Source organism: Arthrobacter glacialis (genome assembly GCF_002909415.1).
In the GTDB taxonomy this organism is placed as follows: Bacteria; Actinomycetota; Actinomycetes; order Actinomycetales; family Micrococcaceae; genus Specibacter; species Specibacter glacialis.
The window spans coordinates 266,787-293,678 of sequence record NZ_PPXB01000004.1 but is presented as its reverse complement, the minus strand read 5'-3'; the positions used below and the strand labels follow the sequence as shown (position 1 = coordinate 293,678).

22 protein-coding genes and 1 pseudogene are annotated in these 26,892 nt (G+C 61.8%); 18 read left to right on the top strand and 5 right to left on the bottom strand.

Going from position 1 to position 26,892, the window contains the following annotated elements; genetic code table 11:
- Window positions 1-34: 34 nt before the first annotated feature.
- The 9 genes and pseudogenes from CVS28_RS06630 to CVS28_RS06590 all read left to right on the top strand — a co-directional run bounded on the left by CVS28_RS06630 (window position 35) and on the right by CVS28_RS06590 (window position 12,570).
- A complete protein-coding gene (locus CVS28_RS06630) occupies window positions 35-895 on the top strand; it encodes an ATP-binding cassette domain-containing protein (RefSeq protein ID WP_103481099.1) in 861 nt (286 codons plus the stop codon).
- 74 nt (window positions 896-969) lie between these two features.
- Window positions 970-1,830: a sugar phosphate isomerase/epimerase family protein gene (locus CVS28_RS06625; protein WP_243399733.1), complete on the top strand. Its 861-nt coding sequence runs from the start codon at window positions 970-972 to the stop codon at window positions 1,828-1,830.
- 60 nt (window positions 1,831-1,890) lie between these two features.
- On the top strand, window positions 1,891-3,057 hold the full coding sequence (locus tag CVS28_RS06620; RefSeq protein ID WP_103481052.1) for a Gfo/Idh/MocA family protein: 1,167 nt from the start codon (window positions 1,891-1,893) through the stop codon (window positions 3,055-3,057).
- Between the two features lie 109 nt (window positions 3,058-3,166).
- Complete coding sequence (locus CVS28_RS06615; protein ID WP_103464591.1) at window positions 3,167-4,219, top strand: LacI family DNA-binding transcriptional regulator; 1,053 nt, start codon at window positions 3,167-3,169, stop codon at window positions 4,217-4,219.
- Between the two features lie 74 nt (window positions 4,220-4,293).
- The gene (gene uxaC / locus CVS28_RS06610) at window positions 4,294-5,751 is read left to right on the top strand and encodes a glucuronate isomerase (protein ID WP_103481051.1); all 1,458 of its coding nucleotides are present in this window, start codon (window positions 4,294-4,296) and stop codon (window positions 5,749-5,751) included.
- 44 nt (window positions 5,752-5,795) lie between these two features.
- Window positions 5,796-7,220 (top strand): mannitol dehydrogenase family protein, encoded by a 1,425-nt coding sequence (locus tag CVS28_RS06605; protein ID WP_103481098.1) that lies wholly within the window; start codon window positions 5,796-5,798, stop codon window positions 7,218-7,220.
- A gap of 344 nt (window positions 7,221-7,564) precedes the next feature.
- The gene (gene uidB, locus CVS28_RS06600; RefSeq protein WP_103481050.1) at window positions 7,565-8,941 is read left to right on the top strand and encodes a glucuronide transporter; all 1,377 of its coding nucleotides are present in this window, start codon (window positions 7,565-7,567) and stop codon (window positions 8,939-8,941) included.
- A gap of 99 nt (window positions 8,942-9,040) precedes the next feature.
- Window positions 9,041-10,270, top strand: coding sequence for a D-mannonate dehydratase ManD (gene manD / locus CVS28_RS06595; RefSeq protein ID WP_103481049.1), 1,230 nt, complete (start codon window positions 9,041-9,043; stop codon window positions 10,268-10,270).
- Window positions 10,271-10,311: 41 nt separating this feature from the next.
- A pseudogene (locus CVS28_RS06590) lies at window positions 10,312-12,570 on the top strand (gluconokinase, GntK/IdnK-type).
- 116 nt (window positions 12,571-12,686) lie between these two features.
- Here the strand turns inward: CVS28_RS06590 and manD (CVS28_RS06585) are convergent.
- From manD (CVS28_RS06585) to CVS28_RS06565, 5 genes are all read right to left on the bottom strand, one after another.
- Window positions 12,687-13,913, bottom strand: coding sequence for a D-mannonate dehydratase ManD (manD, locus tag CVS28_RS06585; RefSeq protein ID WP_103481048.1), 1,227 nt, complete (start codon window positions 13,911-13,913; stop codon window positions 12,687-12,689).
- A 73-nt stretch (window positions 13,914-13,986) separates the two neighbouring features.
- The gene (locus CVS28_RS06580) at window positions 13,987-14,808 is read right to left on the bottom strand and encodes a carbohydrate ABC transporter permease (protein WP_103464586.1); all 822 of its coding nucleotides are present in this window, start codon (window positions 14,806-14,808) and stop codon (window positions 13,987-13,989) included.
- Window positions 14,808-15,758 carry a carbohydrate ABC transporter permease gene (locus tag CVS28_RS06575; protein WP_103481047.1) on the bottom strand — a complete coding sequence of 317 codons (951 nt, stop codon included), beginning with the start codon at window positions 15,756-15,758 and terminating at the stop codon, window positions 14,808-14,810. Before CVS28_RS06575 ends, CVS28_RS06580 begins: the two co-directional genes overlap by 1 nt.
- Window positions 15,748-17,106, bottom strand: a complete 1,359-nt coding sequence (locus tag CVS28_RS06570; protein WP_165788087.1) for a sugar ABC transporter substrate-binding protein — start codon at window positions 17,104-17,106, stop codon at window positions 15,748-15,750. Before CVS28_RS06570 ends, CVS28_RS06575 begins: the two co-directional genes overlap by 11 nt.
- Before the next feature lie 38 nt (window positions 17,107-17,144).
- Window positions 17,145-18,206: a zinc-dependent alcohol dehydrogenase gene (locus CVS28_RS06565; RefSeq protein ID WP_103481046.1), complete on the bottom strand. Its 1,062-nt coding sequence runs from the start codon at window positions 18,204-18,206 to the stop codon at window positions 17,145-17,147.
- Between the two features lie 137 nt (window positions 18,207-18,343).
- Here CVS28_RS06565 and CVS28_RS06560 point away from each other — a divergent pair, with 137 nt between their 5' ends.
- From CVS28_RS06560 to CVS28_RS06515, 9 genes are all read left to right on the top strand, one after another.
- On the top strand, window positions 18,344-19,117 hold the full coding sequence (locus CVS28_RS06560; protein ID WP_133159072.1) for a FadR/GntR family transcriptional regulator: 774 nt from the start codon (window positions 18,344-18,346) through the stop codon (window positions 19,115-19,117).
- Window positions 19,118-19,607: 490 nt separating this feature from the next.
- Window positions 19,608-20,159: a gluconokinase gene (locus CVS28_RS06555; RefSeq protein ID WP_103464581.1), complete on the top strand. Its 552-nt coding sequence runs from the start codon at window positions 19,608-19,610 to the stop codon at window positions 20,157-20,159.
- On the top strand, window positions 20,143-20,652 hold the full coding sequence (gene soxR / locus CVS28_RS06550; protein WP_103464580.1) for a redox-sensitive transcriptional activator SoxR: 510 nt from the start codon (window positions 20,143-20,145) through the stop codon (window positions 20,650-20,652). Before CVS28_RS06555 ends, soxR begins: the two co-directional genes overlap by 17 nt.
- A 187-nt stretch (window positions 20,653-20,839) precedes the next feature.
- Window positions 20,840-21,370: a flavin reductase family protein gene (locus CVS28_RS06545; RefSeq protein ID WP_243399730.1), complete on the top strand. Its 531-nt coding sequence runs from the start codon at window positions 20,840-20,842 to the stop codon at window positions 21,368-21,370.
- A 333-nt stretch (window positions 21,371-21,703) separates the two neighbouring features.
- Window positions 21,704-23,050, top strand: a complete 1,347-nt coding sequence (locus tag CVS28_RS06535) for a hemolysin family protein (protein WP_103464578.1) — start codon at window positions 21,704-21,706, stop codon at window positions 23,048-23,050.
- Window positions 23,047-24,105 carry a hemolysin family protein gene (locus CVS28_RS06530; protein ID WP_103481044.1) on the top strand — a complete coding sequence of 353 codons (1,059 nt, stop codon included), beginning with the start codon at window positions 23,047-23,049 and terminating at the stop codon, window positions 24,103-24,105. The genes CVS28_RS06535 and CVS28_RS06530 overlap by 4 nt, the downstream gene beginning before the upstream one ends.
- A gap of 87 nt (window positions 24,106-24,192) precedes the next feature.
- A complete protein-coding gene (locus tag CVS28_RS06525; RefSeq protein ID WP_103464576.1) occupies window positions 24,193-25,113 on the top strand; it encodes a metal ABC transporter solute-binding protein, Zn/Mn family in 921 nt (306 codons plus the stop codon).
- Window positions 25,110-25,961 carry a metal ABC transporter ATP-binding protein gene (locus CVS28_RS06520; protein WP_243399729.1) on the top strand — a complete coding sequence of 284 codons (852 nt, stop codon included), beginning with the start codon at window positions 25,110-25,112 and terminating at the stop codon, window positions 25,959-25,961. The genes CVS28_RS06525 and CVS28_RS06520 overlap by 4 nt, the downstream gene beginning before the upstream one ends.
- The gene (locus CVS28_RS06515) at window positions 25,958-26,836 is read left to right on the top strand and encodes a metal ABC transporter permease (protein WP_103464575.1); all 879 of its coding nucleotides are present in this window, start codon (window positions 25,958-25,960) and stop codon (window positions 26,834-26,836) included. Before CVS28_RS06520 ends, CVS28_RS06515 begins: the two co-directional genes overlap by 4 nt.
- Window positions 26,837-26,892: the final 56 nt, after the last annotated feature.

Below are 26,892 nucleotides of genomic sequence, written 5' to 3'. Positions count from 1 at the left end.
GAACAGCGGCACGCTGGCAACGCCGGGGCAGAACCTGGACGGCAGTCTGCTGAGCGTTGATTCACTGGTGGTCGAGTACCCCACCAAGCATTTCCGGGCCAAACCCTTCCGCGCCCTGACGGACATCAACATTTCCATCAAGGCGGGAGAGACCTTGGGCCTGGTGGGGGAGTCCGGTTCCGGCAAGACCACCTTGGGTCGAGCCGTGCTGGGGTTGGCGCCTGTTACCCAGGGCACCATCACGTTTGAGGGAAAAGACATCAGCCACGCCAGCCGCAAGGACCGCCGGGCCCTCAGCAGGGACCTGCAGGTTGTTTTCCAGGACCCCTACACGTCCCTGAACCCGGCCTTGGAAATCGGCGACATCCTCGCAGAACCGCTGAGCGTGCAGGGGAAATCGCCCACCGAGGCCAAACGTCGAGTTCGTGAACTGCTGGATCAGGTGGGCCTGCCGTCGGACGCCATCCACAGGCTTCCCCGGGAATTCAGTGGCGGCCAGCGCCAGCGCGTGGCGATCGCCCGTGCGCTGGCGCTGTCTCCGAAACTCATTGTGTGTGATGAGCCGGTCAGTGCCTTGGATCTTTCCACCCAGGCGGTGGTCCTTGACCTCTTCCTGCAGATCCAGCGGGACACGGGCGTCTCCTACCTGTTCGTCTCCCATGATCTGGACGTTGTGCGGCACATCAGCCACCGCGTTGCTGTCATGTACCGCGGGGAGATCGTTGAACAGGGAACTGCCGAGGTGGTCACCCGAACACCGGAACACCCCTACACGCAGCGACTTCTCCTGGCCTCACCCGTGCCGGATCCTGACCGGCAGGAAAAACGCCGGAAAGACAGGCACGAGCTGCTGAAAGCACAGCGGATCGAAGCCGCCGCCTCTGTGCCGGCCTAGCCGTCACGCAAGATTTTAAACGTCAAGTAAGTGCCGGACGGGGCATTCATGCCCCGTCCAACGAAAGGAATATCGTGGCAAAAATCGGTGTACAGGCAATGATGCTCAAGGACAGCTTTGCGGAAGCGGGCGCCTTTGAGACGCTCCGCAAAGTTAGCGAACTGGGCTACAACGCCGTCGAGATTTCCCAGATCCCCATGGACGAAAAAAACGTCGGCGAACTGGAAAAGGCGCAGACGGAGCTGGGCATGGATGTGGCTTCGCTGTCGGTCATGATGGAAAAGCCCGTGGGCCGCCCAGGGGAATCCCTCCAAGAAGACTTCGAGAAGATCGTCAACGATGCCAAGCGTCTTGACACAAACCTCGTACGGATCGGCATGTTGCCATTCGGAGCAATGACGTCGATCGACGCAGTCATTGAATTTGCCAAGGAAACCAACGGCTACGCCGAACGCCTGGCAGAGCACGGCATCAGCCTGTACTACCACAATCACCACATTGAGTTCGCGAAGTTTGATGGCAAGTACATGCTGGACATCATTAATGAAAACTCGCCCGCCATGGGCTTGGAAATCGATGTCCACTGGGTGCAGCGCGGCGGACTTGACCCCGTGCGGACACTTCAGAAGTATTCCGGCCGCACCGCCATGGTTCACCTGAAGGACTACCGGATTGGGCAAATGCCGGAGTCGGCCCTTGGCTACTTGGAAAGCGGTGACTTCGTGAACTTCATGACTGAGTTCAAGAACGTGGTCCAGTTCGCCGAGGTGGGCGAGGGCAACCTCGATTTCCCGTCCATCATTCCCGCAGCAGAAGCTGCTGGCGCCCAGTATCTGCTCGTTGAACAGGACGAACTGTACGGGCGCACCGTTTGGGAAGCCCTGGAAACCTCGCACCGCAACCTCACCACCATGGGCTTTGGCGATCTCTTCTGACGCTTGAGTCTCGATCAAGAAATTCACCCTGAATTACTGCAACGAAATGGAGCAACACCAGTGAGTAACAAAGTACGCCTGGGCATTATTGGCCTCGGCCAGCAGGGCGGCGCCTACGCCAAGTTCATCACCTCCGGGCTGGTCCCGAACATGGTTATTGGTGCCATCACGGACATCGACCCGGCCAAGCGTGAACTTGCCACGGAGACCTACCCCGACGTCAAGGTTTACGACGATTACTTGACCATGCTGGACAGTGGCGACGTGGACGCCGTCGTCACCTGTGTCCCGCACTACCTCCACCCCGAGATGGGCATGGAAACGCTCAAGCGCAACATCCACGCGCTCGTCGAAAAGCCTGCTGGCGTCTACACCAAACAGGTTGCCGAACTCAACGAATTTGCCGCGAGTAGGCCGGAACTGTCCTTTGCCATCATGTTCAACCAGCGCAACAACCCGCTGTACCAGCGCTTGAAGGAGATCGTCGACAACGGCGAGATCGGGAACATCTTGCGCACCAACTGGATCATCACCAACTGGTGGCGTCCCCAGGGCTACTACAACTCCAGCGAATGGCGTGCAACCTGGGGCGGCGAGGGCGGCGGCGTTCTGGTCAACCAGGCTCCGCACCAGTTGGACCTGTGGCAGTGGATCTGCGGCGTGCCGAAGTCTGTCTTTGCCAAGGTCTCGTACGGCTTCCGCCGCGACATTGCGGTTGAGGATGAGGTCACCGCGTTGGTTGATTACGGCAACGGCGCCACGGGCACGTTTGTCACGGCAACGCACGACATGATCGGCACCGACCGCTTCGAAATCTTGGGAGACCAGGGAAAGATCGTCGTGGAAGGCAGCAAGACCGCCACCGTGACGCGCCTGAAGAAGAAGGAACGCGAGATCAGCGAAAGCATGGGCCTGGACGATGTCCGCAAGTTGTTCATGGGCCAGCTGGACATGGACGAATACCGATCCACCGAGATCGTAGAGTTTGAGTCCGTCTGGGGCGCCCAGCACGCAGGGGTTCTGGAAAATTTCGCCGCCAACATCCTCGATGGAACACCGCTGCTGGCACCGGGTTCCGACGGTATCAAGGGCGTGCGCTTGGCCAACGCCATCCATCTCTCCAGTTGGAAGGGCGAAGAAGTGGGTCTCGACTTTGACGAAGACGAGTTCTTGAGGCTGCTCAATGACCGCATTCGTGAAGAAGGCAAGTACGCCGAACGCGCATAAGCGCCTTCACGGCGTCTAGCTTTCTCAACTGGCCAGTTCCGTCCCCTTCGACGGTGCTGGCCAGTTGTGCGTTAAGCTGGCAAGTGGCAACCAATTGCGGAGGAATGACTTGACTGACATAGACCAGACCGGCAACACGCCTCGGAGCGCTGTTCCCACCCTACGAGCAGGCAAGTCCTCGCCCACGATCTATGACATTGCTGAGCTTGCCGGCGTCAACCCGTCAACGGTGTCACGTGCCCTCAGCAAACCCGGCCGTGTCAGTGCCAAGACCGCGCAAAAGATCATGGATGCCGCTGAGCAACTGAACTATCAAGTCAACGTCTTTGCCCGCGCCTTGCCCACCGGGCGCACGCAAACCATAGGCCTGATCGTCTCCGACATCACCAACCCCGCGTTCTTTGACGTCATCCGCGGCGCTGAATCTGCCGCTTCCGCCAGGGACTACACCCTGATGCTGGCCGAGTCCGCGGAGTCTGCTGACTTGGAGCTGACAGCTGCCCGGCGCATGCTGGCCACTGTGGACGGTCTTATCCTTGCGAGCCCGCGTCTCTCCGATGAGGAAATTGCTTCATTGGCTGCAAAAAAGCCGGTGGTGGTCATCAACCGCAATGTTGACGGCGTACCCAGCGTCATTGCAGATGCCGATGCCGGGGTGAGTGACGCTGTTCGGCACTTGGCTGACATGGGTCACACAGAAATCTCATACGTAGCTGGGCCGGAACGGTCGTGGATGTCGGCTCGACGCTGGGAGAGCATCAAGGCGCGGTGTGACTGGCATGGCATAATGGCCGCAGTGGTGGCTTCCAGCCAGCCAACGGTCGACGGCGGCCGCCGCGCCGCTGCTACGGTGCGGGCTGGCACGGCCACGGCCGTCATTTGCTACAACGATCTGATGGCCATTGGTCTCATGCGGGAGCTTCAGGCTGCCGGCCTGGAGATTCCCAATGACTTGAGCATCATGGGCTTCGACAATATTTTTGGTTCTGATTTCACGACCCCGCCACTATCCACCATTAAATCGCCCCTCGGTGAGCTGGGTGCGGCGGCCCTCCAGCACGTCTTGGCTGCACTTGATCACGCAGACGCGGCCCCAACGCTTCCGGCCCTGCCAACCGAGCTGGTTTTGCGTGGCTCCACGGGACGTGTCAAGGGCTCCTGAACGTCCAGGGAACTGTTGTGGCAATATTTGGCAACCGGTTGACAAAGTGGGTAAATTACATGGACGATTGACCTATGTCACATTTCCCTTCATCAACAGAGACCACTTCCGAGGCGCCTGCCGCGACATCGTTGTCACCGGCCGCCGATCCCGACCGGCTGCTGCCCGCCGATCCCGGCACCCGCGCCATCGCCCGGGAGCTGCTGGCCCGCGTTGAAGACCTCCCCATCATTTCCCCGCATGGCCACGTTGACGCCGCCATGCTGGAACTGGACACCCCATTCCCTGATCCGGCAACGTTGCTGGTTAGCCCGGACCACTACGTCACCAGGCTCATTCACGCCAGCGGGGTCCCCCTGGAAAACTTGCGTGTGGGCGGCACCTCGGCCGTGGAACCCAGGGAGACCTGGCGCGAGTTCGCCAAGGCCTGGCCGCTCTTTGACGGTACGGCCTCAGGCTACTGGATGCGCGATTCCTTTGAGCACGTCTTTGGCCTGAGCCGCGAGGTCAATGCCGAGAATGCCGACGCGCTCTTTGATGAGCTCGATGCCAAGCTCAAGAGCCCGGCATTCCGGCCCCGCCAGCTGTTCAAGGACTTCAATATTGAGGTACTGGCCACCACCGATGACCCGCTGGATGACTTGGCTGCCCACGCCGCGATCGCCAAGGACCCCAGTTTCACGGGCAGGGTTCTGCCCACGTTCCGTCCCGACGCCTACATCAAGTTTGCCGCCGCCGGCTGGGCCGAGCGCGTGGAGAAGCTCATCAGTGTCGCCGGCGACGGCCTCACCGGCTATGCCGGTTACATCCGCGCCCTGGAAAACCGCCGACAATATTTTGTGGAGCACGGTGCCGTCTCCGCAGACCATGGGGTTCGCACGGCACGGACCTTGCGCCTGGACACCACCACCGCTGAGGCCTTGTTTGAAAAGGCCCGCCGCGGCGAAGCAACGGCCGTTGACGCCGACGTTTTCGAAGCCCACATGACCTACCAGATGGCCCGCATGTCAGTGGCCGACGGCCTGGTCATGACCATCCACCCCGGTGTCTTCCGCAACCACCACACCGAATCGTTCAACAAGTTCGGCGCCGACACCGGCCATGACATCCCCTTTGCCGTCAGCTACACCGAGGCGCTGCGCCCCATGCTGGAGGACTTCGGCACGGCGCCGGGGTTCCACTTCATCCCCTTCACGATCGATGAGACCGCCTTCTCCCGTGAAATCGCCCCGCTGGCAGGGTTCTACCCGTCGGTCTTCATTGGCGCCCCGTGGTGGTTCCTTGATGCACCCGACGCCATGCTGCGCTTCCGCGCCGCCGTCACCGAGACCGCAGGTTTCTCGCGTTCGTCGGGGTTCATTGACGACACCCGCGCCTTCTGCTCCATCCCGGCCCGCCACAACACCTCACGCCGCATTGAGGCTGCCTTCTTGGCCCGCCTGGTGGCTGAAAGCCGGGTCAGCGAAGCCCGCGCCCATCAGATCATCGTCGACATTGTTGACGCCGCCCCCCGCCGCGCGTTCAAGCTGTGAGCACCTCAATGACCACCAGCCAGGAAACGGAAACCAGTCCCGCCATGACAGCAGTCAAGCCCCTGAACCGCAGCAACGCCGCCGCGGTACCGCCCGCACCCGTGCGCATTGTCCACGTGGGTCTCGGTGCCTTCCATCGCGCCCACCAGGCGTGGTACACCCAGCATGCAAGCGACGGTGCGCAATGGGGAATTGCGGCGTTCACCGGCCGCCACCCCGCCGCGGCCACTGCACTGTCCGCCCAGGACGGTCTCTACACCTTGATCGAACGCGGTGGCAGTGGCGACAAGTTTGAGCTCATGACCTCCATCGTGGAAGCTCACGACGGCGCCGATGTAGCAGCGCTTTCCCGTCTGGTTGCAGCTCAGGCCACGGCCTTGGTCACCCTGACCATCACCGAGGCAGCCTACAACTTGGCGGCCGACGGCTCCTTGGACCTGTCAAACCCGGCAGTCCAGGACGACATTGATGTCCTGCGCACACTCACGGCCGGTGGCCAGGACGACGCCGCCACCGTGACAGCTGCCGGCCGTCTCGTCCAGGCCCTGGCAGCGCGCCGCAGCGCCGGCACGGGCCCCATCGCCGTGGTCTCGTGCGACAACCTGGCCAACAATGCGATTGCCGCGCGCGCCGCCATTGGTGGCCTGGCCGACGTCGTAGATCCCGGCTTGGGTGCATGGATTGCCGAAAATGTCAGTTTTGTGGGCACCTCGATTGACAGGATCACCCCGCGCACCACCGACGCCGAAATCGCGTTGGTTGCGGCGGAGTGTGGCTACGTGGACTCCTCGCCCGTGGTGACCGAACCCTTCAGCGACTGGGTTCTCAGCGGTGATTTCCCCGCCGGGCGCCCGGATTGGGCCAGCGCAGGAGCTGTGTTTGTGGACGAGATTGAGCACTTTGAGAACCGCAAGCTGTGGTTGCTCAATGGCTCACACTCCCTCATGGCCTACGCCGGTCAGCTCAAGGGACACACCACCGTGGCGGAAGCCTTGGCTGACCCTGTGTGCGCTGCCTGGATCACCGAATTCTGGGACGAGGCCCAGGCGAACCTGCCAGCCGAGGGCCTGGCCATTCCTGCCTACCGTGCTGCACTGTTGGAGCGGTTCGGCAATGCCCGGATAGCCCACCACCTGGCCCAGATCGCCATGGACGGATCCAGCAAGCTGCGCATGCGTGCCGTGCCGGTGTTGAAGGCCGAGCTGGCTGCCGGGCATTCCGGCACCGGTGCTGCCAGGATGATCGCCGCATGGGTGGCTTTCCTGCGACGAGCTCACCAAAGTGGAGCGACCATTGCGGATTCTGCCGCAACCGAGCTGGTGGCGGCGTTGAAGCTGGACTCCGGGGCGGATCTCGTGGCCCTGATGGCCATTCTGGATGCGCAGCTGGCAGGCGATGCAGCGGCTGTTGCTGCCGTGACGGTCCTGGCGGATGGCTTTGCCGCTGAGGATGGCGCGGCGCAGGGATAGCTTCCAGCAAGCCGCCTCAAGCCACCGTGAACGGGCAGTAGTTGTTGATGTTCTCGCCCAACATCAACAACTACTGCCCGTTCGGCTTAAGGGGATGGGGTGGTGGCGGCGCGGAGGGGATATGAGAAATTAAAGAAAATGTTGGCAAGCGGTTGCCATTTGTTGTCTTAGCTGGTTAACTGGTGGGTAATACAGCTCACACGCCGGCGTACAAGCTGCGGCAGGCACCCCCGCGGGGATGGCCCCGCAGCGGTCCACCGAAGGGCCATCTGGGACCGGCGAAATGGGAATTGTCCGGCGCAGCACACCTGCGCAGGATTTGGGTAAAGGAGCCCGCATTGACCATGACACAAAAGCAATCCAGCCAGAGCGCGGAAGCGCCGGCCACGGGCGTGCTGTCCAAGATCAGCGTTTTGGGGTACGGCGCCGGTGACGCCGCCAACAACCTCGCCTTCACCACGGCCACCATGTTCTTGTTGCTCTACTACACAGACGTAGCAGGCATCAGCGCAGCCGCAGCCGGCACCCTGCTGCTCGTGGTGCGAATCTTTGACGCCTTCGCGGACATCTTCGCCGGACGCATGGTGGACAAGACTTATCACAAGAAGCTCGGCAAGTTCCGCCCCTACATCATGTTCGGGTCCGTGCCGCTGCTGCTGCTCAGCGTTGCCACCTTCTCCATCCCCCAGATCGGGGAATCGGGCATGTTGCTGTGGGCCTACCTCAGCTACGCACTGCTTGGCCTGGCTTACAGCTTCGTCAACATCCCCTACGGATCTTTCGCCGGGGCCATGACCCAAAATTCCGGTGAACGCGCCAAGTTGGCCAGCGCCCGCACCATCGGCGCCGTCGCGGTCGGCTCCTTCCTGGGCATCTTCATCGCCCCGCTGATGAAGGGCGGGGAGAACCTGCAGCCGCTGTTCACCACCTTGACCATCATCTTCGCCGTCGTGGGCACCGGGCTGTACATGTTCACTGTTTTCACCACCAAGGAACGCGTGGTCCGAGAGGTCTCCAAGGTTTCGATGAAGCAGAGCATCGCCACGCTCAAGGGCAACAAGCCCCTGTTGCTGCTGTGCATCAGCTCCTTCCTGTTCCTGACCGGCCAGCTGGCTCTTGGTACTGTCCAGATCTACTACTTCCGCGACGTTCTGCACAATCTGGGCCTCTATGCTGTGATGTCCATCATCAACATCTTCCTCACCTTTGGCATGGCAGCCATCCTGCCGCGACTGGTGCGGGCCGCCGGCAAGAAGAACATCTACATGGGTGGCGCACTGTTCATGGCCATCGGTGGAATCACCGTGTTCCTCGCACCCAGCTCCATGGTCTGGCTTGCCTTCACCGGCGTCATCATCACGCAGGTGGGCCTTCTGCTGGTCAGCATGCTGGTATGGGCCCTCGAAGCTGACACCGTTGAATACGGCGAGTGGAAGACAGGCATCCGCACCGAAGGAATCACGTATGCGTTGTTCTCCTTCACCCGCAAGACCGGCCAGGCCGTTGGTGGCGCGCTAGCCGCCTTCGCTCTCGCCTGGGGTGGTTACACCGCCGGTGCCGCCCAGCAAACAGAGCAGGCAATCCTGGGCATCCGCGCCGGTGCCGGCCTGCTGCCGATGGTATTCGCGCTCCTGGCGCTGCTCGTCATGGTTATCTACCCCCTGACGGATGCCAAGCACAAGGAAATCGTCGCCGACATTTCAGCTCGCAGCCGCCCTTGATCAGCGGGATACCGACGAAAACTCGTAGCGACAAAGAAATTCTCCTCCTGCAACACCCGCAATTCGCCCTTATCAATCCATTTTGGAAGGACTCCTTTCGTGAAAATCATCTCCGCAGAAGTATTTGTCACCAGCCCCAGCCGCAACTTTGTCACCTTGAAGGTCACCACCGATGAGGGTGTTGTGGGCATTGGTGATGCCACCCTCAACGGCCGCGAACTGGCCGTTGCAGCATATCTGAAGGAGCACGTTGCCCAGCTGCTGATTGGCAAGGACCCGCACCGGATTGAGGACACCTGGCAGTTCCTGTACCGCAGCTCCTACTGGCGCCGCGGCCCGGTCACCATGGCCGCGATTGCCGCCGTGGACATGGCACTGTGGGACATCAAGGGCAAGCTTGCCGGCATGCCGGTCTACCAGCTGCTCGGCGGTGCTTCACGCAACGGCCTGCGTGCCTACGGCCACGCCTCCGGTGCCGACATTCCCCAGCTCTTCGACTCCGTGCATGAGCACCTGGAACTGGGCTACAAGTCCATCCGCATCCAGACAGCCATCCCCGGCATCAAGGCCGTGTACGGCGTTGCGGCTCAGGCGCAGGCTTCCGGTGAACGCTACGACTACGAGCCCGCCGGCCGCGGCGCCCACCCGCAGGAAGAGGACTGGGACACCCGCGCCTACCTGCGCCACCTGCCCACAGTCTTTGAAGCGGTCCGCAACGAGTTTGGCCCGGAAATCCCGCTGCTGCATGACGGACACCACCGCATGACCCCCATCCAGGCAGCCAAGCTGGGCAAGTCCCTGGAACCGTATGACCTGTACTGGTTGGAGGACTGCACCCCGGCGGAAAACCAGGAGGCACTGCGCCTGGTGCGCCAGCACACCACCACCCCGCTGGCCATTGGTGAAATCTTCAACACGGTTTACGACTACCAGACCATCATCAAGGAACAGCTCATTGACTACGTGCGCGCCGCCTCCACCCACTTCGGCGGTATCTCGCCGTTGAAGAAGGTCATGGACTTCGCCGCCCAGTACCAGATCAAGTCCGGCTTCCACGGTCCCACCGACATTTCCCCGATCGGTTTCGCCGCCCAGCTGCACGTGGGCCTGGCCATCCACAACTACGGCATCCAGGAGTACATGCAGCACTCGGATGCGACCAACGAAGTCTTCTCGCAGTCCATGACCTTCAAGGACGGCTACCTGCACCCCGGCGACGCCCCCGGCATCGGCGTCGAATTCAACGAGGAAGCCGCTGCGGCGTTCCCGTACCAGCAGGCCTACTTGCCGTACAACCGCCTGGTTGACGGAACGGTCCACGACTGGTGACCGACGCCTCAACAACAGCAGCACCGCAGCACATTGTGGTGATGGGAGTCTCCGGCTGCGGCAAGACGACGATCGGCGCCCTGGTGGCGCACGAGCTCGGCCTGCCGTTCATGGACGGGGACTCCCTGCACCCGGTGGAGAACATCGCCAAGATGGCTGCCGGCACACCCCTGAACGACGGCGACCGCGCACCCTGGTTGGAGATCGTCGGTGCGGAGCTGGCTGGCTCCGCCAACGGACTGGTGGTGGCCTGCTCTGCACTGAGGCGCAGCTACCGGGACACGATCAGGAGTCAGGCGCCCGGGGCGGTGTTTCTGCATCTGGACGGCACTCGGGAGGTGCTGGGTTCCCGCCTTGAGGGCCGTTCGGGCCATTTCATGCCGGCGGCGCTGCTGGAATCGCAGCTGGCTACGCTGGAACCGCTGGAAGCAGACGAGCGTGCCGTGGTGATTGACATTTCGGCACCGGTCCCGGCCTTGGTGAGTGACGCCGTCGTACGTCTGCAACAAACTACCTAAAGACTCAGAATTCAAAGCACGACGTCAGGAGAAGCAATGACCTACGCAGTGGATATGCGCAGCGCCCCGTTCAATTTGGACGACGCCGGCGTGGCATGGGTGGAGTCGACGATTGGGTCGATGACGCTCGAGGAAAAGATCGGCCAGCTGTTCATCAACCACAACAACAGTTACGCCCCCGAATACCTCGATGAGGTGCTGGAGAACTTCCACGTGGGCGGCATGCGCTACCGGCCGGGGCCCTCCGGTGCTGTGCAGGAACATATCCGCCACGCACAGTCGAAGTCGAAAATCCCGCTGCTGATCGCCTCCAACCCGGAAATGGGCGGAGCCGGCAGCTGCGATGACGGCACCTTCGTGTCCACCCACCTGCAGGCAGGCTCGCACCCGGACAAGACCATTGCCCGCCAGATGGGCCAGGTGGCCGGTGTTGAAACGGCCGCCTTGGGCTGCAACTGGGCGTTCGCGCCGATCGTGGACATCCACTACAACTGGCGCAACACAGTTATCTCAACCCGCTCCTTCGGCAACACGCCCGAGGTGGTGGTTGAGCGGGCCAAGGAGTACTTCGACGGCATCAGCGAGTCAGCCACCGCGTGCGCCATGAAGCACTTCCCGGGCGACGGCATCGACGAGCGCGACCAGCATGTGGTCACCTCCTACAACACCCTCGGCTATGAGGAGTGGAACAAAACGTACGGGCACGTGTACCGCGAGATGATCGGGCACGGCGTGCAGTCGATCATGATCGGTCACATTGGTGCGCCGGAACTCTCCCGGCGCTTCCTGCCCGGCCTGGCCGACGCGGACATCCTGCCCGCCACGCTGGCCCCGGAATTGCTCGGTGGCCTGCTGCGCGGCGAGCTGGGCTTCAACGGCCTGATCCTCACCGACGCCTCCCAGATGATCGGCATGACGCAGGCCATGAAGCGCCGCGATCAGGTGCCTGCGGCCATCGCCGCAGGTTGCGACATGTTCTTGTTCTTCCGCAACCCGGAAGAAGACTTTGGCTTCATGCTCGATGGCTACCGCAACGGCGTCATCACCGAGGAACGGCTGACGGACGCGCTGCGCCGCATCCTGGCCCTGAAGGCGTCCCTGGGGTTGCATGTCAAGGACCGTGGATCCCTGGTCCCGCCGGTGGAGGCGCTGTCCGTGATCGGTTCCGCCGAGCACCGGGCCATAGCCGCCGAGATCGCCGACAAGACAGTCACCTTGGTCAAGGACACTCAAAGCAACCTGCCGCTGACCCCGGAGACGCACAAGAAGATCCGCCTGTACGGGATTTCCGGCGGTTCGGACTTCACCATGGCGGACCCGCTGGGCTACCTGGATGTGGTGGCCGAGGAACTGGAGCGGGTGGGTTTTGAAGTTCACATCTTCAAGACCGCCGACCAGCGCAAGGCGGCCGGGGAGGAGGGCGTGAACTTCATGTCAGTCATCTCCGAGGAGGGCACTGCGGATTACCCGGAGAAGTACGACGCCGCCTTCGTGTTCGCCAATGTGAAGGGATTTGCCCAGGAAGCGGCCATTCGGATCAAGTGGTCCACCCCGATGGCCGCGGAGATCCCGTGGTACGTCACCGAGGTGCCCACCGTGTTTGTCTCGCTCAACCAGCCCAACCACCTGATCGACGTGCCGATGGTCAAGACCGCCATCCACGCCCACGCCGACACCCGCGAAGCCATCCGGGTGACAGTGGAGAAGATCCAGGGCCTCTCCGAGTTCCAGGGCACGTTCAACGAGAACGTGTTCTGCAATTCCTTCGACACCCGGCTCTAGAACCCTGCACGACGGCGCCGGCCCACCGCCGTCGTGCAGGCTCGCCCAGGCGTGAGAAAAAGCAGGCCGCCTGCCATCCGGTTTCCCGAGTGGCAGGCGGCCTGCTTTTTTGCCTGTTACCAGTCGTGGACTGTTCCGTCCAGCAAACGGTTGACGGGCAAGTACGCCGGTGCGTAGTCGAACGTGTTGGCCAATTCGTCGTTGTAGTCAACGCCGAGTCCCGGGTTGTTGCCAGGGTGCAGCAGGCCGTCGGTGAAGGTGTAGCTGGTCTGGAACACTTCCAGGGTTTCGGCGGAGTGCTTCATGTACTCCTGGATGCCAAAGTTGTGGATGGCCATGCCCAAGTGGAGCTGGGCAGCCTGGCCCACAGGGGAAATGTCGGTGGGGCCGTGGAAGCCTGACTTGATCTGGTAGATCGCGGCGAAGTCCATGATCTTGCGCAGTGCGCTGATCCCGCCGGTGTGGGTCACCGCCGAGCGAACGTAGTCGATGAGCTGTTCGGTGATCAGCGTCTGGTAGTCGTGGACGGTGTTGAAGACCTCGCCAATGGCCAGCGGCGTTGTGGTTTGGGAGCGAACCCGGCGCAACCCCTCCTGGTTCTCGCCGGGTGTGCAGTCCTCCAGCCAGAACAAGTCATACGGTTCCAACGACTTGCCCAATGAGGCCGCCTGGTTGGGGGTCATGCGGTGGTGTCCGTCATGGAGCAGGATTAGTTCCGGCCCAAACTCTTTACGCACTGCAGCGAACACCGTGGGGACGTGGCGCAGGTACGCGCGGGTGTCCCAGGTTTCCTCCGCCGGCAGCGGAAGGCGTTTGGCCGGTTCGTAGTCATAGCGTTCCCCCGGACGCTGGTCGCCGGCGACGCCATAGATCTGGCCCAGGCCCGGGACGCCGGTCTGGACGCGAATGGCCTTGAATCCCTGGTCCAGGTGGTTGCGGATGGAGGTGAACAAGGACTCGGTGTCTGAGCCGGAGGCATGGCCATAAGCCAGGGCCCCGATGCGGGACGCGCCGCCGAGGAGCTGGTAGAGGGGGAGGCTGGCGATCTTGGCCTTGATGTCCCACAACGCCACGTCGACGGCGGCAATCGCGGCCATGGTGATGGGGCCGCGGCGCCAGTACGCGCCGCGGTAGAGGAACTGCCACATGTCCTCGATGTTGTGTTCGTCCTTGCCAATGAGCAGCGGCACAACGTGCTCCTTGAGATAGGCCACGGTGGCGAGTTCGCGCCCGTTCACTGTGGCATCGCCGAGTCCCACCACACCGTCGTCGGTGGTGATGCGCAAGGTGACAAAGTTGCGTCCGGGACTGGTAACCAGCACCTCGGCTGTACGAATGGTCAAAACAAACTCCTTTGGGTTAAGAGTGGCGAGGAGCCGGCCAAAAGGCTGACCCCTCGCCGTGGGATTGCTGGAACTAGCCCTTGAAGGCGCCCTCTGCTGCGCCCTGAACAACCCAGCGCTGGGAAATGTAGTAGACAACCAACACGGGGATGGCCGAAAGTACGGCTCCGGCCATGATGGGCCCGTATTGCTGGACGTCGCCGGTGCTCATATGCTGCAGTGCAACCGGGGCCGTCATGACGCCCTGGCCTTTGACAAATGTCAGCGCCAGGAAGAGCTCGCCCCACGCCATCATGAAGGCCAACGATGCTGCCGTGGCCAGGGCCGGTGCGGAGACAGGCAGCAGGATGCTGACAAGTGTGCGCATTTTGGATGCCCCGTCCAGCGACGCGGCTTCCTCCAGGTCCTGCGGGAAGTCCCTGAAGTGGCCCAGAATCAGCCACGTGCACAGTGGAACGGCAAACGTCAGGTAAACCAGCACCAAACCGGACAAGGTGTCGGCCAGACCCAAGTTGCCCACCACCACGCTGAGCGGGATGAACAGCAGAACCATGGGGGTCAGGTAGCTCATCAAGATCAGCTGGCTGGCCGCATTTCGGCCCGGAAACTTGAACCGGGCAATGGCATAGGCAGCCAGCACACCGAGAATCATGGCCAGCAAAGTGGTGGCCAGGGCAACGATGAGGCTGTTGCCAATGTTCACCAGGAACTTGTCGTTGACCAGCACCTTGACGTAGTTGTCTAGGCTCGTGCGATCGGGCAGCCACGACGGCGTCCGGTAGATCGCCGAGCGCGGCTTCAGCGAGACGATGATCATGTAGTAGACAGGCGGCACCACCAGGAGGGCAAGAAACGCCATGCCAAGAATGGTTGTCAGTCGGCCCTGCTTTTGCATCAGATCTCCTTCTTTCTGCGGCTGAGCAACATGATGAACAACGCCATGACCGGGAGTATCACCACGGCGTAGGCTGCGGCTTGTCCCAGTTGGCGGCTCTGCAGGCTCAGGAATGACAGGACCGGGAAGGTCATGGTGGTGGTGGACGGTCCGCCCTGGGTCATGAGCCAAATGTTTTCAAAGCCGTTGGCAGTCCAGATGGCGGAGATGACCGCCACCACGGCAACTGTGGAGCGAATTTGCGGGACCGTGATGTGGACGAACTGCTGCCAGGCTGAGGCGCCATCCATGCGGGCTGCTTCATACAGTTCCTTGGGAATGGTTTGCAGGGCGGCCAGGATGGAGATGGCCCAGAACGGGAAGCCGCGCCATACCGTTGCCAGTACCACTGAAACACGTGCCCATTCGGGGTCGCTGAGGAACGGGATGGGGCTGGTAAAGGTTTCCAGGGCCACGTTGATGGCACCGTACGGTGATTCAAACATCAGGCGCAGGCCCATGAAGGCGACGAATCCGGGCATCGCCCACGGCAGCATGACCAGCAGGCGCCACAGATTGCGCCCCGGCATGGGCCGGTTCAGGATCACTGCCACCACTGTGCCCAAGACCAGCTTGAGAATCAGTGACACGCCAACAATGAGGACAAGGTTTGCCGCTGCTGAGAGGAATCCGGAGTCGGTGACGAGCCGGGTGTAGTTGGCCAGCCCGATGAAAGTGCCGGGGGAGCCAACCATTCGGTCGGTGAAGCTGTACCAGATCGAAGAAATGGTGGGGTATCCGATGAGGATGACGATGACGGCTACTGCAGGCAGGACCAGCAGCAAACCCAGCCGGGCTTCCTTGCCAATAGCTGACGGCCGCCGGCCCTTGCTCCGTCGTGACGCGCCCGCAGGCCCTGCCGGAGCGTGTGCTCCGGCAGCGGCCGCTGCTTGTTTTGTCTTAGCTTGCATGCTGGTTGTAAATTGTCTGGCAGGAAGCCTGCGCTTCGGCCATGGCTTTGTCGATGGAGATCTTATCCACCACTACCCGCTGGACCATCCTCGGGGTGGAGAAGGCGTTCTGGTAGTCGGAGTAGGAGGCGTTGGCGGTGTCCGGGAATGCCGGTGCGGTGCCCTTTTCTGCCTGTTCGAGCAAGCCAGCGTGGACAGGACTGTCGGTGAAAACGGGGTATTCCAGCTGCGATTTCAGCACGGGACCGTAGGTGGCATTTTCCATGAATCCGGCCATGTAGGTGTCATCGGCCAGGGTCGTGAACAGGTCTTGGGCGAGGGTCTTGCCGGCGTCGGAGGTGCTGGTGGGAACTACCCGGTAGCGCGGATCAACCGGGGCAACCTGGCCCTTGGGCCCGGCGGGAAGGGCTGAATAGGCGCTGGACTCGGCGAGGTCGGGATCGTCCTTCTTCATCGACTGGTAGACGCTGCCGGTGTTGACAATGAACAGCGATTCCCCGGAGGTGAAGGAGTTGTTGTCCCCTGCGCCATCCCAGGTGACGGACGACGGCGGGAACTGCCCGTCGTCGAAGGCGCCCTTGATCCAGCCCAGGAAGTTTGCCGTCTCGGGGCTGTTGATGGTGCACTGCTTGCCGGCGTCATCGGCGACGCGGCCGCCGAAGGACTGCATCATGGAGGTGGTCAGGTTTCCGTCAAGGACATTGGAGAGGGCAAAACCCATGCCGAAGGTCTTGGGCGGGTCCTGGGCGGCCTTTGACTGGGAGAGCAGCTCGTCCCAGGTCTTGGGCGGGGCGTCAAAGCCCTTTTCCTTGAGCACGTCGGCGCGGCTGAAGAGCACATTGCCGAAGAATCCGAAGGGAACGCCATAAATCTTATCGCCAAAGCTCGTGGCCTTGGTGGCGGCATCTATCGAGTCCAGCCAGCCGCCGTGGGCGTCGCCCACAGCTGTGTAGGCGTCCGGGACGGGTGAGAGCTGACCGCCCGTGGACATGGTTGACATCAAGTCATAGGGGACAGTCATGGCGCTGGGCAGTGACTTGGCTTCGATGGCTCCGGACGTCTGTTGGACAACCTCGTTTTGGTTGACCTTGACGATCTCGGTCTCGATGCCCAGGTTGTCACCCCAGGCCTTGATGCGGGCTGCTTCGAGGTCGTTGCTGGATTCCGGAAAGGTCAAGCCTATCCAGTAGGTAAACGGTCCCTTGAAGTCCTTCGCGGCCTGGGCCAGTTCGGGCGACGGTGTGCCGAGGCCCTCAGCGGCAACTGCGTCGTTGCCGCCCGTCTCGGCGGAACAACCCGTGGCCAACATTGCTAATACGGCGAGGACGCCGAGTCCTTTGATTTTCATGGAGTGACGCATCATTGTGTCCTTTTGCTCGTTGTGATCTAAAGAATGTTTTGCTTGGTGAAGTGAATGTGGACTTTCAGGGGCGGTCCGCCTTGGGTGGGCGGCTCAAACACCTCCCGGATCCGGTGGAAGGGAACGCGCTGTTCCACCAGCCAGGAGATGTCCGTTTTGTTGTCGCGCAGAAAGTCAAGGGCCGGCTTCAGTCCGCCGGCAAAACGCATCGTGGAGGTGACCCACGACTCCGCCTGGGAAATGTACTTGTAGGGAATTCCGGCTCCGGCGGGAAGATTGCCCACCAGCACCACCCGTCCCGTGCCGGGGCGGGCGGCCCGAAGCGCCAGTTCCACTCCGGCCGGGTGGCCGGAGGCATCGAAGACCACGTCGTAGTGGCTGCCGCCGTTGATGCCGGATTCTGCTTCTTCGATGGTGAGGGCAAGGTCCGCACCGTGTTCGACGGCGGCGCCGGCGCGGCGCTCGCTGACATCTGTGACAGTGACGGATGCGGCGCCCAGGCTCTTGGCCGCCAGGGCCGTCAATTGCCCAATGGCCCCTCCGCCAACAATGAGCACTGTTGCCCCCGCAACGGGGGTCTTCCTGACTGCGTGCAAGGCAACGGCCAGGGGTTCAAGCAGCGCCCCCTCCTCCAGGCTGACTCCATCAGGGAGGGGCAGCACATGTGTGGCCGGAACAGCGAGGTATTCCTGCAGGGCGCCGTCGCGGTGCGGGGTGACTGCTGCCGAGCCAAGGTATCGGGTGTGCGGGCACAGGTTGTCGAAGCCGCTGCGGCATTGCTCGCATGCTCCGCAGGCCAGGCTCGGGACCACTGCCACGGCTGTTCCCAGCGGGAGCCCGGCGACGCCGTCGCCCAATTCGGCAATGGTGCCGCTTGCCTCGTGACCCATGATGAAGGGCGCCTTGATGGTGTACGCTGCCGTGCCCTGAAAGTAGGCGGTGTCGGATCCACAAATGCCCACGGTGTGGATTTTCACCAGGACTTCGCCGGGCTCGGGGACGGGGCGGGGGTGGATCTTCAGGTGCAGCTCGCCGGGTGCGGTGAGCACTGCTGCGGTCTGGGTTTCGGTGGAGATGATAAGTGGCATGTGTCACAAACTATACGACACCTATCTGCCTGTCAACCTATGTGACAGGTTGGATTTGCGTGGCTATGATTGGGTAGTGGAAGCAGTCCACACTCAATCAGCGCCGTTGCCACGGTGAGAAAATCCTAGGGGGATGCGTGCATACGCCATTGACTCGCACCAAGCTCAGCCTGCAGATTTTCGACGCCATGATTGCGCACATTGTGGACAATGACTTGCAGCCGGGCAGTGCCCTGCCGTCCACGGCGGCCCTGTGCGAGCAATTTGCCACGAGCCGACCAGTGGTTCGCGAAGCCCTCAGTGCCCTGGAGGCAGTGGGGCTGGTTGAGGTCCACAACGGGCGCAATGCCGTGGTCAAGGAACTTGACGGGCATTTGATCAAGCTTTTCCTCTCACGTGTACTCCACAACAACACGCGCCCCCTGACGGACATGATGGATGTGCGGGTGCCGCTGGAGGTTCAGGCGGCACGGTTGGCGGCCGAACGCGCCACGGTTGAGGACTGCAGGATTCTGGAGGATCTGCTGCTGCAAATGGACGCGGCGCTTCTTGATACGGCAAACTACCCGGTCCTTGACATTGCCTTCCACCTTGCGATCGCACGGTCCACCGGAAACGGCGCACTGGAATGGTTCAGCGATGCCTTGCGGCATGAGCTGACAACCGTGATGGTGGAGGTGCGCCGCTACCGTGAAGTCAACGATTTGGTGGGCGACGAGCAGCAGCAGCACCGCAGGATCGCCGCGGCGATCCGCGCCGGTGATGTTGAGGGGGCGGAACTGGCCATGCGTGAACACATGAAATCATCCGAAGGCTACGTCCGCATGATCGAGGAATCCCTGCTTGAAGTGGGGGACGGGACCTTGCGGGACATTCTCGCGGCCCGGGCATCCGGGGCAAAGGGCCGCTAGTCAGGTGCCCCGGCCGCCAAAGCTATTTTCCGGGCACGACGGCTTTGGCTATGCGTCGCGCCAGGAGCCAGTGCGGCGCAGCTGTGACACTGGCGCCATGCCCGGTATCAGTAGCGCGCATGCCCAAAGTGGCCCAACTCCCAGGCTGGCGCATAAGCTGCCCAACCCACCCTATTCACGTATCAACGGGCCGCCGGCGCCTGAGCCTCACAAGGCGTCAAACCGACCGGCAGGTGAAGATGTGGTGGCATTATTGACCATGCTGGGTCAGCCCTGGCCGATGACTCAAGGATGGTTGCCAGCTTGAGGCGTGCATCGCCAGCCTGCAAGGCCAGCCACAAGTCACCTTTTAGGCAATGCCCTTGATGGGTGAAACGCCTCCGGGAACCGATAAATGCGGTATCCGGCCCGCCCTTCACAATTCCCGTCGTTGCCCGCTACGACAGAGCTTTTGGGACTATCCGCACACATGTTTGATATACAGGAAACTATGACTACATTCGATTCCGCGTCCGAATCTACCCCGTTGAACGCCGCTGCCCCGCAAGTGGTGGTTATGGGTGTGTCCGGCTCCGGCAAGAGCACCATTGGGGCCTTGGTGGCCGACGCCATGAATATCCCCTTCCTCGATGGTGATTCCCTGCACCCCCTGGCCAACATTCACAAGATGGCCGAGGGTACCCCGCTGACAGATGAGGACAGGTGGCCGTGGCTGGGGATTGTTGGTGATGAATTGGCCAGCGCCTCCGCCAAGGGCATGGTGATTGCGTGTTCGGCCCTTAAGCGCAGATACCGCGACGTCATCAGGGCCAAGGCGCCGGGGACGATTTTCCTGCATTTGGACGGTTCGATCGAGGTTCTCAGCGCGCGTTTGGAAGGGCGGTCGGGCCACTTCATGCCGCCGTCGCTGCTCGCGTCCCAGCTGGCTTCCTTGGAGCCGCTTGATACTGACGAACGGGCAGTGGTCATTGATGTTGCCGCGGGCATTACGGCCATCCTGGTGGAGGCTGAGGCCGGCATCTTGCATGTCCTGGCCAGCTGATCCGGTCGCTTCTGTGCCCGTTGGCCCACTGACGGACGACGCCGGCCACCCCCTCGGTGCCGACGAAGAGCTAAGCGTTGGCCAGGTCGCCCAACGAGCCGGAGTCAACGTCTCGGCCCTGCATTTCTATGAGCGGCAAGGGCTGATCTTTTGCACCCGCACCGCGGGCAACCAGCGCCGCTACCAACGCTCGGTGCTGCGCCGGGTGGCAGTCATCAGGGCTGCCCAGCGGGCAGGGATTCCACTGGCGTTGATCGGCCAGGCCTTTGCTGAACTGCCGCGCAACGGTGTTCCCACTAGAACCGACTGGCAGCGGCTCTCCGCAGCTTGGCAGCACGAACTGGACGCCCGCATACTGGCTCTCGAGAAGCTGCGGGGCAGCCTAGGAGGCTGCATTGGGTGCGGTTGCTTGTCCTTGGCTGAATGCAGCTTCGTCAACCCGGGAGACCAAGTGGGCGGAGAAGGTCCCGGTGCCCGCGCTTTCGATGGCTAAACGGTCCGGCCACCGGGCAGCCAGGCGGCCACACGCCGTCGTCCACTCACAGCAGGCCCCTCACAACACGATGGTGCATGTGAGTGGGATCATGGCGGCCTGACTTGACCTCAACTAAGGTTGAGGTTTTAGAGTCAATGGTGGTTGGCCGGGGTGGCCGAACCGTTGCGAGAGGAATTCCTTGACAATGACTGTGCGTCCGGAAACGGTTCCGGCCCGTAATATGACGAGCGACTTTAAGAATGCTTTTGGCGGACACCCCGCGGGCGTTGCCATTATTACCGCCGACTCCGGCACGGGACCCGTTGGCATCACAGCCTCGTCGGTGGCATCGGTGTCGGCTGAACCGGCCATTTTTGCCTTCTCGCTGGCCGCACAAACCGGATCCGCGGCCGCCATCGCCGTGGCGGATTCTGTCATGGTTCACCTGCTGAGCGCTGACGATCTGCACTTGGCCAAGATATTCGCCAGCCCCGTCACCGAGCGGTTCACCAACACCATGGACTGGACTGCCCTGGAAACCGGTGAACCCCTGCTGCGTCATGGCGGTTACGCTTTGAGAGCAAAAATCCTGACCCGCACCCAGGCCGGCAACTCCTTGTTGCTGGCTGCGCAAGTGCTCGAAGTTATTGCCCCCGCCAGCCCGGGCGCGCCGTTGGTGTACCACCAACGCAACTATCACGGCCTGGCCGGGCACACCATTTTGCCCAGTCAGTAGACGGCTGCCTGTAGGTACAACCCACAGGGCTGTCCGGGAGCGCTCATGTACACTGAAGAGCCTATGGAAAGTAAATCTAGGGGCCGGCGCAACGGCTTGATGGGCGCTTCATTACGCTCACGCAAGCCGCTTGGCAATGCCGGCAAATCCCTCACACGTGACCACAGTTCCTCTTCCTCGACAGCCCCTTGCGGAGCCACATTCTCCTGCGGAGCCACAGACTCCGGCGGAGCAACAGCGGCCGGCCCCGGCGCCGACCACCCTCCGCCGGCGAGCAACCCCCGCCTCAGCGCAGCTTTTGCGCTTGATGCCTTGGAACGGGGGATTCGCTAAATGGAATGGATTCTCCTGGCAGCAGGATTACTGCTGATCTTAGGTACCGGCTTCTTCGTAGCCGTTGAATTTTCCCTCGTTGCCCTTGACCAGTCTTCGGTCCAGCGGGCAGTGGACAATGGCGATAAAGCCGCCCAACCCTTGTTGCGCTGCTTGAAATCGCTCTCCACCCAACTCTCCAGTTGCCAGCTCGGCATCACCTTGACCACCCTGCTGACGGGTTTCTTGATGGAACCCTCGCTCGGTGCGTTGTTGACCGGGCCCTTGGGTGCTGTGGGAGTGCCGGAAGCTGCCGCGTCAGGCATTGCGCTGGCCCTGGCCATGCTGATCGCCACCCTCTTGTCGATGCTGATTGGCGAGCTGGTGCCCAAGAACATGGCAATCGCCAAGTCCTTTGAAATTGGCAAGGTAGTGGCCCGCCCCCAGTTGGTGTTCACGGCCATTTTCAAGCCAGCCATTGTGGTGTTGAACGGCTTCTCCAACAAGGTGTTGAACCTCTTCGGCATGGAGGCCAAGGAAGAGATTTCCGGCGCCCGTTCGCCGGCGGAACTTGCCTCCCTGGTGCGCCGTTCGGCAGCCATGGGCACACTGGATCTAGGCACCGCCACGTTTGTGGCGCGTACCCTGAGCTTCTCCAAGCGCACTGCCGCCGATGTCATGACGCCGCGCATGCAGGTGGAAACTGTGGAAAGCACCCAGTCGGTGGCGGCAGTGGTTGACCTTGCCCGGCGCACCGGTTTCTCCCGTTTTCCCGTCATTGGTGAGTCGCCGGACCATATCTTGGGTGTTGTCCACCTGAAGAAGGCCGTGGCCGTCCCCTTTCACAAGCGTCCCTCGATTGAGGTTGGCGCCATCATGACTGATGTGCTGTTTGTGCCCGAGACGGTACATCTGGACGCCTTGATCCTGGAACTGCGAGAAGGCAATCTGCAGATGGCAGTTGTCCAGGACGAATACGGCGGCACGGCCGGGGTCACCACCTTGGAAGACCTGGTCGAGGAGATTGTTGGCGAGGTTTCCGATGAGCACGACAGGGTCAAACCCGGCCTTTTGCTGGCAGCGGATGGCACCTGGTTCTTCCCGGGCCTGATGCGCCCTGACGAGGTCAGCGAACGCATTGGCCCGCTCAACGTTCCCGATGAGGCCGGCTATGAGACAGTGGGCGGATTCATGATGGCCGAGCTTGGCCGCATTGCAGTAGTGGGGGACACGGTGGCCGTTGAAGGCGGATTGTTGGTTGTGGACAGACTTGAACGACGCCGGATAGACCGGATCCGCTTCATCCCGGCGCCTTCGCCCGATGGTGCGGCAACAGACGCCACCACTGCAGCCGGTGATTCCCGATGAGCCCCTGGGCCGGAATTGCCTGGTTGGTGGTGCTGCTTGCCGGCAACGCCTTCTTTGTTGCCGCCGAGTTTGCCATCATGACTGCCCGCCGCAGCCAGATAGAACCCTTGGCCGACGCGGGCTCCAAGCGCGCCAAGATCACTCTTGGTGCCATGGAAAACGTGTCTCTCATGCTTGCCTGCGCGCAGCTGGGCATCACGGTATGTTCCTTGTTGATCTTGAATGTTTCCGAACCTGCCATCCACCACCTTTTGGCGGAACCCCTGCACGCGCTGGGTGTCCAGGACAATGTGGCGTCTCCGCTCGCCTTTGTGGTGACCTTGGCCCTGGTGACCTTCCTGCATGTGACCTTTGGCGAAATGGTGCCCAAGAACATGAGCGTGTCAGCCGCTGACAAGGCTGCCTTGTTGCTGGCCCCGCCGCTGGTGCTGGTCAGCAAGGTGGTGCGCCCGCTCATTGTGGCGCTCAACTGGGCCGCCAACCACATGGTGCGCCTCTTTGGCATTGAACCGGCGGACGAGGTCGTCTCCAGCTTCACCTTGGAACAGGTGCAGTCCATTGTTGCCGAATCCACCCGCAGTGGCTTGGTGAATGACCAAACAGGCCTCATTACGGGCGCCCTGGAATTCTCCTCGCAAACGGCGCAGGGAATCATGGTTCCCCTGGGGCAACTTATCACCCTGCCCGCCGACGCCACTCCCGTGGACTTTGAACACGCGGTGGGCAAGACGGGGTTCTCCCGGTTTGTGGTGGCCGACGGAACAGGAACGCTGCTGGGCTATCTGCACCTCAAGGACGTTCTGCGTATTCCGCTGGAACGCTACCAAAAGCCCATTGGCGAGGGGCGCGTGCGCTCCATGGTGAACTTGGCCGCCACTGAGGAAATCGAGGACGTGCTCTCCACAATGCAGCGCACGGGCTCACACATGGCACGAGTCATCGATGCGAGTGGCCAAACCATGGGTGTTTTGTTCCTCGAGGATGTGATTGAGCAGCTGGTGGGCGAGATCCGCGACGCCACTCAAACGCACATCCAGGAGCGCAGAAGGAGCTAGTCGCACGGCTTGATGCGAACGATTCCTAATATGGGCTATGCTGGACTTATTGGTAATTGTTCTCATTAGCACTCTCAAAGGACCAGCATGTCTTTTCGCCGCCGCTCACTTCTGTTCATGGGTGCAACCCTGGGCGCCACTCTCACGTTGGCTGCCTGCGGTGGCGGGGGAGAGCCGAGCCAGGTCCCGGAAGGCACAGTGTCGGTGGTTGCCTCCACCAATGTCTATGCAGATATTGCACAAGCCGTTGGTGGAGAGCAGGTCACCGTACACTCCATCATCAGCAAGGCCGGTGCCGATCCGCACGGCTATGAGGCCAACGCCCAAGACAAGCTGGCAGTGTCCAAAGCCCAGATTGGCATTGAAAACGGCGGCGGCTATGACGATTTCTTCGACCAGCTGGCCAAGGGGCAGCTGGAGACCGGGCAGATCATCAACGTGAGCGAGCTGTCCGGCCTGGACATGGGCCCTGGCTTCAACGAGCATCTCTGGTACTCCCTGCCAGTCATGTCCAAGGTGGTGGATGAGATGGCCGCCCGCTTCGGCGCCGCCTTGCCCGAGCAGGCCTCGACCTTCACCGCCCGGGCCGCCGACTACAAGGCAAAATTGCAGGACTTGGACGCTAGGCTGGCGCAGCTGAAGAAGACCCATGACGGCACGCCCGTTGCCATCACGGAACCGGTGCCCCTGTACCTGCTTGAGCAGGCCGGCCTGGTCAATGAAACGCCCGAAAAATTTAGCGAAGCCGTTGAAAATGGTACTGACGCCGCTGCGTCGACCGTGACGGAGATGAAGACCCTGCTGACCGGCGGAACCCTGGCCTTCCTGGCCTACAACGAACAAACCCAGAGCCCGCAAACAGAGCAGCTCAAGGCGGACGCCCAGACCGCCGGACTGCCTGTAGTTGATTTTTCTGAGACACTTCCGGCAGAAACCAGCTACTTGGACTGGATGGTTGGTAATGTTTCTTCCTTGGAACAAGCACTAGCATCCGGCGCGGCCAAGTGAGCCCATCAGCTCCGGCAATCGTCAGCCTCAGCGCCGCCACCTTAAAATATGGCCAGCGCACCCTCTGGAAAGACCTGAATCTCCAGGTAGCGCCAGGAGAGTTTCTGGCTGTCCTGGGTGCCAATGGCAGCGGCAAAACCAGCTTCCTCAAGATTCTTCTGGGCCTTTCCCCGCTCAGTTCCGGGCAGCTCACCATCAACGGCGCCCCAGCCAAACGCGGCAACCGTGGCATTGGCTACATTCCCCAGCAAAAGAACTTTGCCCCTGACACGCCCCTGCGGGCCCGCGACGTGGTGGGGCTGGGCGTTGATGGTGACAAGTGGGGATTCCGCCTGCGCGGCAAGTCCTATCACCAGCGCGTGGATGAACTGTTGGCCCAGGTGGGTGCCACCAGCTATGGCAAGATTCCGGTGGGAATGCTCTCCGGCGGTGAGCAGCAAAGACTGCGTGTAGCCCAGGCCCTGGCCGCCAATCCCCAGGTCCTGCTTTGCGATGAACCGCTGCTGTCCCTTGACTTGAACCACCAAAAAGCTGTCAGCGCCCTGGTGGGCCAGCAAGCCAAACAGCACGGGACCGCCGTCGTCTTCGTCACACACGAGATCAACCCAATCCTGGAACACGTGGACCGTGTCCTGTACCTGGCCGGGGGACGCTTCACGCTGGGCACCCCCGCGGAAGTCATGACCACCGAGGTTCTGTCGAAGCTTTACGGCACGCGCGTTGAGGTGCTGCACATTGACGGCCGGCTGGTTGTTGTTGGCAGGCCGGATTCTGTCCTTGACGGACACCTGCCAGAGGACGAACAAAGCCACAGCCACGACTCCACACACGGTCAGGAGATTCGATGAGCTGGGCAGATTTCACCGCCGCAGTCTTTAACTTCTCCAACTATGCCGAACTGCTGCCGCTGTTCCGCGACACCTTGCTGGCCGGGGCCATTCTGGGTGTGGTGGGCGGGCTCATTGGCACTTTCGTCATGATGCGCGATCTTGCGTTTGCCGTCCACGGCATTGCCGAACTGTCCTTTGCCGGGGCCGCCTTTGCCTTGCTGATTGGTGCCGATGTGATCTTTGGGTCGCTGGTTGGCTCCGTGTTTGCGGCCCTGCTGCTGGGTGTCATGGGGGTGCGGGCGCGGGAGAAAAACTCCGTCATTGGTGTCATCATGCCCTTTGGCCTGGGTTTGGGCATCTTGTTTCTCTCTCTCTATGAGGGCCGGTCCGCCAATAAGTTTGGCCTGCTGACCGGGCAGATTGTCTCGGTGGATTCCACCCAGCTTTCCGTGCTGGCGGGAACCGCCCTGGTGGTTGTGGTGGGACTGGCCAGCATTTGGCGCCCCCTGACGTTCGCCAGCGCCGATCCGGACATTGCCACAGCCCGCGGTGTTCCCGTGCGGACGCTCTCGCTGGCGTTCATGTTCCTGCTGGGCATCGCCGTGGCACTGTCCATCCAGGTGGTGGGCGCGTTGTTGGTGCTGGCCCTGCTCATCACACCCGCCGCTGCAGCCCTGCAGGTCACGGCGGCGCCGCGCATGGTGGTGCTGCTCAGCGTGGGCTTTGCCATGACCGCCACGGTGGGCGGCATCATGCTGGCGCTGGGTGGCAGCATCCCCATCAGCCCCTACGTGACAACGCTTTCCTTTGTGATTTATCTGCTGTGCCGGATTGCCGGAGCGTGGCGCCGGCGGCGGGGTTGGTCCGCACGGCCAAACGCCCTGGCCGTCTAGCCCCACTTTGTGAACTTATACGCAGGACTGGCGCTGGGTTCCGCGCATAAGTAACT

Coding starts and splice junctions, on each gene's coding strand:
- uxaC (WP_103481051.1), top strand. CDS start 4,294: ATGTCACATTTCCCTTCATCAACAGAGACCACTTCCGAGGCGCCTGCC.
- CVS28_RS06605 (WP_103481098.1), top strand. CDS start 5,796: ATGACAGCAGTCAAGCCCCTGAACCGCAGCAACGCCGCCGCGGTACCG.
- uidB (WP_103481050.1), top strand. CDS start 7,565: ATGACACAAAAGCAATCCAGCCAGAGCGCGGAAGCGCCGGCCACGGGC.
- CVS28_RS06580 (WP_103464586.1), bottom strand. CDS start 14,808: ATGCAAAAGCAGGGCCGACTGACAACCATTCTTGGCATGGCGTTTCTT.
- CVS28_RS06575 (WP_103481047.1), bottom strand. CDS start 15,758: ATGCAAGCTAAGACAAAACAAGCAGCGGCCGCTGCCGGAGCACACGCT.
- CVS28_RS06570 (WP_165788087.1), bottom strand. CDS start 17,106: ATGAAAATCAAAGGACTCGGCGTCCTCGCCGTATTAGCAATGTTGGCC.
- CVS28_RS06565 (WP_103481046.1), bottom strand. CDS start 18,206: ATGCCACTTATCATCTCCACCGAAACCCAGACCGCAGCAGTGCTCACC.
- CVS28_RS06555 (WP_103464581.1), top strand. CDS start 19,608: ATGACTACATTCGATTCCGCGTCCGAATCTACCCCGTTGAACGCCGCT.
- soxR (WP_103464580.1), top strand. CDS start 20,143: ATGTCCTGGCCAGCTGATCCGGTCGCTTCTGTGCCCGTTGGCCCACTG.
- CVS28_RS06545 (WP_243399730.1), top strand. CDS start 20,840: ATGACTGTGCGTCCGGAAACGGTTCCGGCCCGTAATATGACGAGCGAC.
- CVS28_RS06535 (WP_103464578.1), top strand. CDS start 21,704: ATGGAATGGATTCTCCTGGCAGCAGGATTACTGCTGATCTTAGGTACC.
- CVS28_RS06530 (WP_103481044.1), top strand. CDS start 23,047: ATGAGCCCCTGGGCCGGAATTGCCTGGTTGGTGGTGCTGCTTGCCGGC.
- CVS28_RS06525 (WP_103464576.1), top strand. CDS start 24,193: ATGTCTTTTCGCCGCCGCTCACTTCTGTTCATGGGTGCAACCCTGGGC.
- CVS28_RS06515 (WP_103464575.1), top strand. CDS start 25,958: ATGAGCTGGGCAGATTTCACCGCCGCAGTCTTTAACTTCTCCAACTAT.